Source organism: Yoonia sp., from assembly GCF_036770585.1.
Lineage (GTDB): Bacteria > Pseudomonadota > Alphaproteobacteria > Rhodobacterales > Rhodobacteraceae > Yoonia.
Map to the genome: position 1 here is coordinate 1 of NZ_DAIPIW010000082.1, position 6,440 is coordinate 6,440.

Consider the following 6,440-nt stretch of genomic DNA (forward strand, 5'->3'; position numbering starts at 1 on the left):
CGTTCCATGTGATGGTGTAGGTGAACCCCGCCTCGGCCCGGTCGCCGATGTCGAAAGCGGCGGTGGGCGCCGCGGGCTCTCGCGGTGCCTCGGGCGCGGGCACGACCGCGCTGACCTGCTGCAAGGCCTGCGCCAGTTCCGCACCCGAATTGGTCTGGAACAGCATGCCGCCCGTCTGGTCCGTGATGCATGAAAGGGCTGCGACCTCGGCCGCACTCAGCCCGAAGCCCACGACATGGGCGCGGATGTCGATGCCCTCGGCCGCAAGGCTTGCGGCCAGCGCGCAGGGATCGCCCTCGCAGGTCTCAAGGCCATCGGTGACAAGGATTATGTCGGCGCTCTCGGCGGTAGGCGGGATCTGGTCGCGCGCCAGCGCCAGGCTGTCGGTCAGCGGCGTCATCCCCCGCGGCATCAGCCCGCGCAGGCGGGCCTCCAGCGTGCCAGAGGCGGTCTGGCCCATCGGCGCGATCACCTCGATGTCGCGGCAATCGCCGCGCCGGTTGTGGCCATAGGCAATGACCGACAAGGGCACCGCGCCGTCGCGGCTGGCGAAATAGTCACCCATCACGTCGCGCGCGACCTCGATCCGGGTCAGGTCGCCCTCGACCCGGTTCCACATCGACCCCGAGGCGTCGAAGACCAGAACCGAGACACGCTCGGCCATGGCGGGGGCGGTCGTGAGCAATAGGGCAGCAAGCGCCAGAAATACGCGGGTCATTCAAATTCTCCCAAGGGCAAGGAAAGGGCGGCGGTCAGATAGCCATCCAGCACGGCAAGATCGGCGGCAAAGGCAGGGATCAGAGCGTCGGCATCGAGCGGCACCCAGAAGGGCGGCGGCTCGAACGCGCCGTCGAACATGGCAAGCGGCGTCAGGACCACCAACTGTCCGGGCAGGATCGCAACCCATGGGCGCTTGCCCTCACCGGGCGCGACCTCTGCTAGACCGTGCTTGGCTGACCGCGCTTGGCGTTCCAACCCGGCGAACCCTGCGCGCAAGGCAGGGGTCAGAAGCGCCGGGTCACCGTAAACGGTATATTGCGCGTCGAAACTCTTGTCGCCGGTCGGCACAGCTTTCAGACCATGGGACAGCTTCGGCGCGTGCCGGACATTCCAGCTGGCATCCGTGGGCATGACGACCGTCACGCCGTCGCGGCCCGCCATTTCGGGCAATTCGACCTGCACCATGACAAAGGTCAGACCCTTGTCATGCTTCTCGTTTCGGGTCTGATCCTCGCCGAACATCAGCCCGACGCGCGTCACCCCCACGACGCGGCCCGCACGCTGGCCGGTCAGGCGCAGATCGACGATCACCTTGCGCACCTTCTGCACCACCCCAAGCCCGGCGAACCAGTCGCGCGGGATGTCCGGGGACGGGTCGGGGATCAGGTCTGACAACCGCCCGGCAACGGCTGCGACGATCTGCCTGCGGGTCTCGGTGCGGGGGCCATCTTCTGCCTTGGCCATCAGAATGATGACGACGCTCAATACGGCAATCGCCATCAGCGCCAGACCGCCAAGGAAAGAGCCACCGATCCCCCAGCCGATCACAAGGGCCGCAACCGCAGCACCCCCGCCAAAGCGCTTGAGGGTGCGGTCGACCCGTTCGACATGGGTGGCCCTGTCGCGGTTCAGCCCCTCGAGGACCGGCGTCAGCCGGGCCGCGATGGCACTGTGATCTTCGGACGACAAGGCGGGTGGCGCGGGGCGAGGCATGGCGGATGGGCCGAACAGCACGCCTTTGCTGCCGGGGCTGATCTGCCCCAGCAGGCGCACGGGGCTGAACCCGATCATCGGGTGACCACGGGCAATGACGCTGCGGCGATGGTGGCACGTTCGAAGCGAAAGGAACGCCCTTGCTGCACGTTGGCGAAGGAAACACTGGAGACGCCACGCGCCTGACCGGTATCGGCCTGCGGAGCGTTTCTCATGTAACGGAATGCCGACAACGGCCGAAGCAGGAGTGAACAAACAGGCCCAAAATCGAACTGCGCATAGCAAACCATGCTAGGTGCCTCATAATGACCAATGGTTACCAAGATGTCCGCAGCATCCGGACCAGGGAACCAACACAATGGATGGCGCCATTCCCCTCGATGGAACCGAGGCCCGTCCGAAGCATGACCCGATATGAAGCTTTCGTAGACGCAGAGCGAGTAGCATGACAATATAAGGAATTCCCTATAGGGGGGCGCCGCCCTTCATGCCCTGCAGGGGTTGTCTGCAATTGGTTGCCAAGTATGCTCGATCGCTTCCTTGAAGAACTCTCCTCCGTTCCCGCCACAGGCAATCTTGATGCAGCAGATCAGGTCTGGGCGACCACGGCGGCATTTTTCGCCGGACACGGCTTTGACAAGTTGATCCATCTGGACGTGGCCCGGGGACAGTTTTCGTTGCAGACGACGATGCCCGATGCATGGATCGCCCGTTATCAGGAGCTCGGCTATGCCGGGATCGATCCGTTCCTGAGCCATTGCTGCATTACGTTTCGCCCCATCAGCACGGGTATAGCCTATGCGGATCAGCATCGGGGCCTTTCCGCCGCGCAGATGAACGTTATCGACGAGGCCTCGGGTTTTGGCTGGAATGCGGGGTTCACCTCGACCATGCGGCTTCGGGACGCGCAGGGGCTGGCCGGGTGGAACATAGGATCGTCCCTGTCGCGAAAGGAAGTCGACGCATTGCGCGCCGATCGCGAAGCGGAACTGAGGCTGGCGGCGCATCATGCACATCTGGCCCTCGCGCGGGCCATGTCGGCTTTCTCTGTCTTGCTGTCACCGCGCGAAAACCAGTGCCTGCGGTTGCTTGCGCAAGGTTGCCGGACCAAGGACATCGCGCGCGAACTGGGCCTGAGCACCTCCGCCGTCGAGCTCTACCTGCGCAACGCGCGCCAAAAACTGGGCGCGGCGACCCGTGAACAGGCCGTCGCGATGTTCAGTTCAGTGATGTCGTAAAGTATCTCGACAAGAGTCCGCAGAATTTCCACGTCTCTTCTGCAGATCATGAACGCAGCAGTGGTCAAGATCTGCGGGCGTAAACTTGCGCTCAACGCTGCCGCATTGCAGCGCGCCGCGAGACATGACCGGCCGCTAGGTGTTTGATCCCACGGTTTGATGGTGTGATCCTTTCTTTGGAATGGAAGGGAGCATTATGCAACGCGAACGGCCGGACCAGAGAGACATGATAGGTGGCACGCAAATGCCACCCATCATGCGCCGTCAATTCTCAATGCGCCTGCGACAGATATTCATTTGTAAACCAGCTCGACACATCGGGCATCACATCAAGCGGCCTGCCGTCTTCGCCCCGCATGATACCGGCCTCAAAAAGAAAGCGGGTAATATTCGCGAACATCGCCCCGTCTATCAGGCCGACAGGCTCGCCGGGATCTTGCAGATAACCGCCATCCACCAAGGCTGCCATCGAGGCACGTACCAGATCGGGGTTTGTCAGCATTCCCGAAGTTTCCGCGATCAGCATCTCTGCGGCTTCCTCGGGGTTGTTTGCCGCAAAATCATACCCGCGTTGTGCGGCCTGGACAAAGGCGCGCGCGGTATCGGCGTTTTGGGCAAGCCATGTGCCATTGCCGCCCAAAAACGTCGTATGCTGGTCCGGCACACCGTAATCGGCATAGCGGAACGCACGTTGCGGTCGGTTCAACAGAACAGAGTTCACGCCCTCCCAGGTGCTGACCTCGAGCGTGAAATCGACACTGCCGTTGGCCAGCGCCTCATAGGCGGAGGTGCCAAGCGTGACGGTATCGAAAACACCCTCGCCGCCGTCATTGCGGATGATCGTTGAAATCAGCGCATTTTCCCACGCACTGCCAAAGCCTGCATAGATCTTGCCGTCCAGATCGGCGGGGCGCTGGATATCATCCCGGTCACCGTTGAAAACCACGCGTCCGGTTTCATGCTGCACGACCGCCAGGACGGCTGTCAAATCGGCCCCCGTCGCGCGCTGGCTGTAGAACCCGACCGCGCTCAGAATGCCGAACTCGGCGACACCCGCCGCCACCAATGTGCCCGACGAGGTGTCAGTATACGGCAGGATATCCACCTCTAGCCCGGCGTCCTCGAACCAGCCTTGTGACTGTGCCACATAAAGACCCACGTGGTTTGTGTTGGGCGTCCAGTCCAGCGCGACGCTGAGGTTTTCCTGCGCAGTGGCAGGCATGGCCAGCACCAGCAAAGCAGCGGCTATCAAGTGTCTCATGGGTAATCTCCAGTTTGGTTAAGTAAAATTTCAAGCAATTGCGCCTCGATTTCATGGGCGTCGGCGCTGATCGGGCGTCCCAGCCGCGGGCGCGGGGCGGGAACATGCACTTGTGCGATCACGCGAGCCGGTCGGCGCGACAGGACATAGATGCGATCAGACAGCGCCACGGCCTCGCGGACGTCATGCGTCACCAGCAGGGTTGTCCAGCGCGCCGTGCGCCATCGCTCTTCGAACCATGCCTGCATCCGGGTCCGCGTCAGCGCATCCAAGGCCCCGAAAGGTTCATCCAGAAGCTGCACAGACCGGTTCTGGACGATAGTCCGCAAGAGTGCTGCACGCTGGCGCATCCCGCCTGAAAGTTGGGCGGGATAATGGTCGGTGAACCCATCCAGACCAAAATCTGCCAAAAGCGGCATGACCCGCGCACGTGCATCCTTTCGGTGTATGCCCTGCACCTCCAACCCCAAGGTCAGATTGTCGATAATCCGCCGCCACGGCATCAAAGCATCGCGCTGCGGCATAAAGCCGAAACCATGTTGGTGGGTTGCCAATGGCTGACCGTTGCAGGTGATCGCGCCACTGTCATATTGCGCCGCGCCGGTGAGCAGGCGGAATATGGTCGATTTTCCAGCGCCAGATGGCCCAAGGATCGAAACGAATTCGCCCTTGGCGACATGCAATGAAATATCGTTCAAAATCGCTGTGCCGCCCAAGGTGACGCTGACATTCTGCATTTCAAGGACGCTCATGGGGTGGCCCCCACATCGCGCCAGCGCAGCACGACCCGCTGCAGCAGGGCGGTGACGGCAAAGAGCACCAAAGTCAGCGTCGAGCTGATCACCACAGCCGCCAGCACAAGATCGGGGCGGAAACTGTTCTTGGCATTCAGGATCACGATGCCCAGACCGGCACGCGCGCCGACGTATTCGGCAAAAATGGCCGCCACGACCGCGTAGGTGATCGAAATGCGCAATCCGGCAAAGAAATGGGACATCGCTGACGGAAACCGCGCGGCGCGAAATATCTGGCTGCGGCTGGCGCCCATCGACCGCATCAGATCCTCGATTTCGGGGTCTGTTGCAGCGTAACCATCGATAAGGGCGACCAGCATGGGAAAGAAAGTCACAAGCGCCACCAAGAGAACCTTGGGCGTCAGATCGAACCCGAACCACAGGACGACCAAGGGCGCGATGGCGACAAGCGGCAAGGTCTGGCTGACCACAAAGATCGGCAACAGCGCGCGACGGACACGGGGCATGAAATCCAGCGCCACCGAAAAGCTGAACGCCACGGTCAGCGATACCGCAAACCCTGCGAGGGTGGCTGTCAGTGTCGGCACCGTATTGTCCCACAGCAGAGCGCGGTTCAGCACGATTTGGTTCAGCACCCGCGAGGGTGTCGGCAGCATCAGCGGGGAAATTCCCGACAGGCGAACATAGACTTCCCAGATCAAAAAGGCGCTGACCACGCTCAGGACGGCAGGAATGCCGCGGGTCAGGCCTCTGCCGGATCGGCGAGGCACATCGGACTGCATCGGATCAGCGCTTGCCGGGACTATTGGCAGAAACGGTCAGATCAATCGTGACATGACCATTCGGCGGCCCGAACTGGCAAAATGCCTGCTGGATCGTGGCAAAGACCGGTCCTGCATCGCCCGTCAGGCGCGTGCAGAAATTCTTGGGCCGGTCAAAGGTTCCGCTTTGACGCAGGACGTCGATACAGCCCATGATCTCGACCATGTGATCGCCCGCGCCCATCACATAAAGCGAAAATTGCGCATCCGCCGGTTGCCCCTTTACCGGGGTTTCAGCGATTGCCGCCAGCGCGTTTTTCTGGCGCAGGGCCAGCGGTTCTGACGGATTGGCCAATGCCCCGGTCCGGCAGATCGGATCATCCGGTTCCCCCGGACACCCCCGTGACAGCGTGGCGCGCAAAACGACATGCTGGCCGGAAGATGCCGCCGCCGCGTAAAGATCGCGCAATGCGGGAAAAAGTACCTCGGGCGGGCCGACGATCAGGGTCGAGATGTCGTCGGTTTCGATCCGCAGCCTGTCACGCCACGGATCAAGGGCGTCGAGCGATGACATGATCACGTCAACGAAACCGTCAGTCATCGGGTAAAGGGCGACTTGTGCGCCTGCAAACATTTCTGTCCTCCTCGCTACGCTGGCATTATCCAGATCAGCTTCGAGGGTCCGTGGGCTTGCGCCCCCATCTCAGCCGCG

The 6,440-nt window shown here is 62.0% G+C and carries 7 protein-coding genes; 1 reads left to right on the forward strand and 6 read right to left on the reverse strand.

What is annotated here, in order from left to right:
• Both V7N12_RS12175 and V7N12_RS12180 read right to left on the reverse strand, forming a co-directional pair.
• The coding region (locus tag V7N12_RS12175; RefSeq protein ID WP_333714864.1) for a vWA domain-containing protein at window positions 1–718 on the reverse strand (718 nt) is incomplete at its 3' end.
• Window positions 715–1,791, reverse strand: a complete 1,077-nt coding sequence (locus V7N12_RS12180; protein ID WP_333714866.1) for a hypothetical protein — start codon at window positions 1,789–1,791, stop codon at window positions 715–717. The genes V7N12_RS12180 and V7N12_RS12175, both read right to left, overlap by 4 nt.
• 446 nt (window positions 1,792–2,237) lie before the next feature.
• On the opposite strand from V7N12_RS12180, the gene V7N12_RS12185 reads away from it, so the two are divergent.
• Window positions 2,238–2,951, forward strand: coding sequence for a helix-turn-helix transcriptional regulator (locus tag V7N12_RS12185; RefSeq protein WP_333714867.1), 714 nt, complete (start codon window positions 2,238–2,240; stop codon window positions 2,949–2,951).
• Window positions 2,952–3,222: 271 nt separating this feature from the next.
• On the opposite strand, the gene V7N12_RS12190 is transcribed toward V7N12_RS12185, so the two are convergent.
• From V7N12_RS12190 to V7N12_RS12205, 4 genes are read right to left on the reverse strand one after another with little or no spacing between them, the layout of a single operon-like run.
• Window positions 3,223–4,212, reverse strand: a complete 990-nt coding sequence (locus tag V7N12_RS12190) for an ABC transporter substrate-binding protein (protein ID WP_333714868.1) — start codon at window positions 4,210–4,212, stop codon at window positions 3,223–3,225.
• Window positions 4,209–4,964 carry an ABC transporter ATP-binding protein gene (locus V7N12_RS12195; protein WP_333714869.1) on the reverse strand — a complete coding sequence of 252 codons (756 nt, stop codon included), beginning with the start codon at window positions 4,962–4,964 and terminating at the stop codon, window positions 4,209–4,211. The genes V7N12_RS12190 and V7N12_RS12195 overlap by 4 nt, the downstream gene beginning before the upstream one ends.
• Window positions 4,961–5,749, reverse strand: a complete 789-nt coding sequence (locus tag V7N12_RS12200) for an ABC transporter permease (protein WP_333714871.1) — start codon at window positions 5,747–5,749, stop codon at window positions 4,961–4,963. The genes V7N12_RS12195 and V7N12_RS12200 overlap by 4 nt, the downstream gene beginning before the upstream one ends.
• A gap of 4 nt (window positions 5,750–5,753) precedes the next feature.
• On the reverse strand, window positions 5,754–6,362 hold the full coding sequence (locus V7N12_RS12205) for a YkoF family thiamine/hydroxymethylpyrimidine-binding protein (protein ID WP_333714872.1): 609 nt from the start codon (window positions 6,360–6,362) through the stop codon (window positions 5,754–5,756).
• Window positions 6,363–6,440 lie beyond the last annotated feature (78 nt).

What these genes read in the sequence shown, in the direction of transcription:
- V7N12_RS12180 (WP_333714866.1), bottom strand. Translation starts at nt 1,791, where the DNA reads ATGATCGGGTTCAGCCCCGTGCGCCTGCTGGGGCAGATCAGCCCCGGC.
- V7N12_RS12185 (WP_333714867.1), top strand. Translation starts at nt 2,238, where the DNA reads ATGCTCGATCGCTTCCTTGAAGAACTCTCCTCCGTTCCCGCCACAGGC.
- V7N12_RS12190 (WP_333714868.1), bottom strand. Translation starts at nt 4,212, where the DNA reads ATGAGACACTTGATAGCCGCTGCTTTGCTGGTGCTGGCCATGCCTGCC.
- V7N12_RS12195 (WP_333714869.1), bottom strand. Translation starts at nt 4,964, where the DNA reads ATGAGCGTCCTTGAAATGCAGAATGTCAGCGTCACCTTGGGCGGCACA.
- V7N12_RS12200 (WP_333714871.1), bottom strand. Translation starts at nt 5,749, where the DNA reads ATGCAGTCCGATGTGCCTCGCCGATCCGGCAGAGGCCTGACCCGCGGC.
- V7N12_RS12205 (WP_333714872.1), bottom strand. Translation starts at nt 6,362, where the DNA reads ATGTTTGCAGGCGCACAAGTCGCCCTTTACCCGATGACTGACGGTTTC.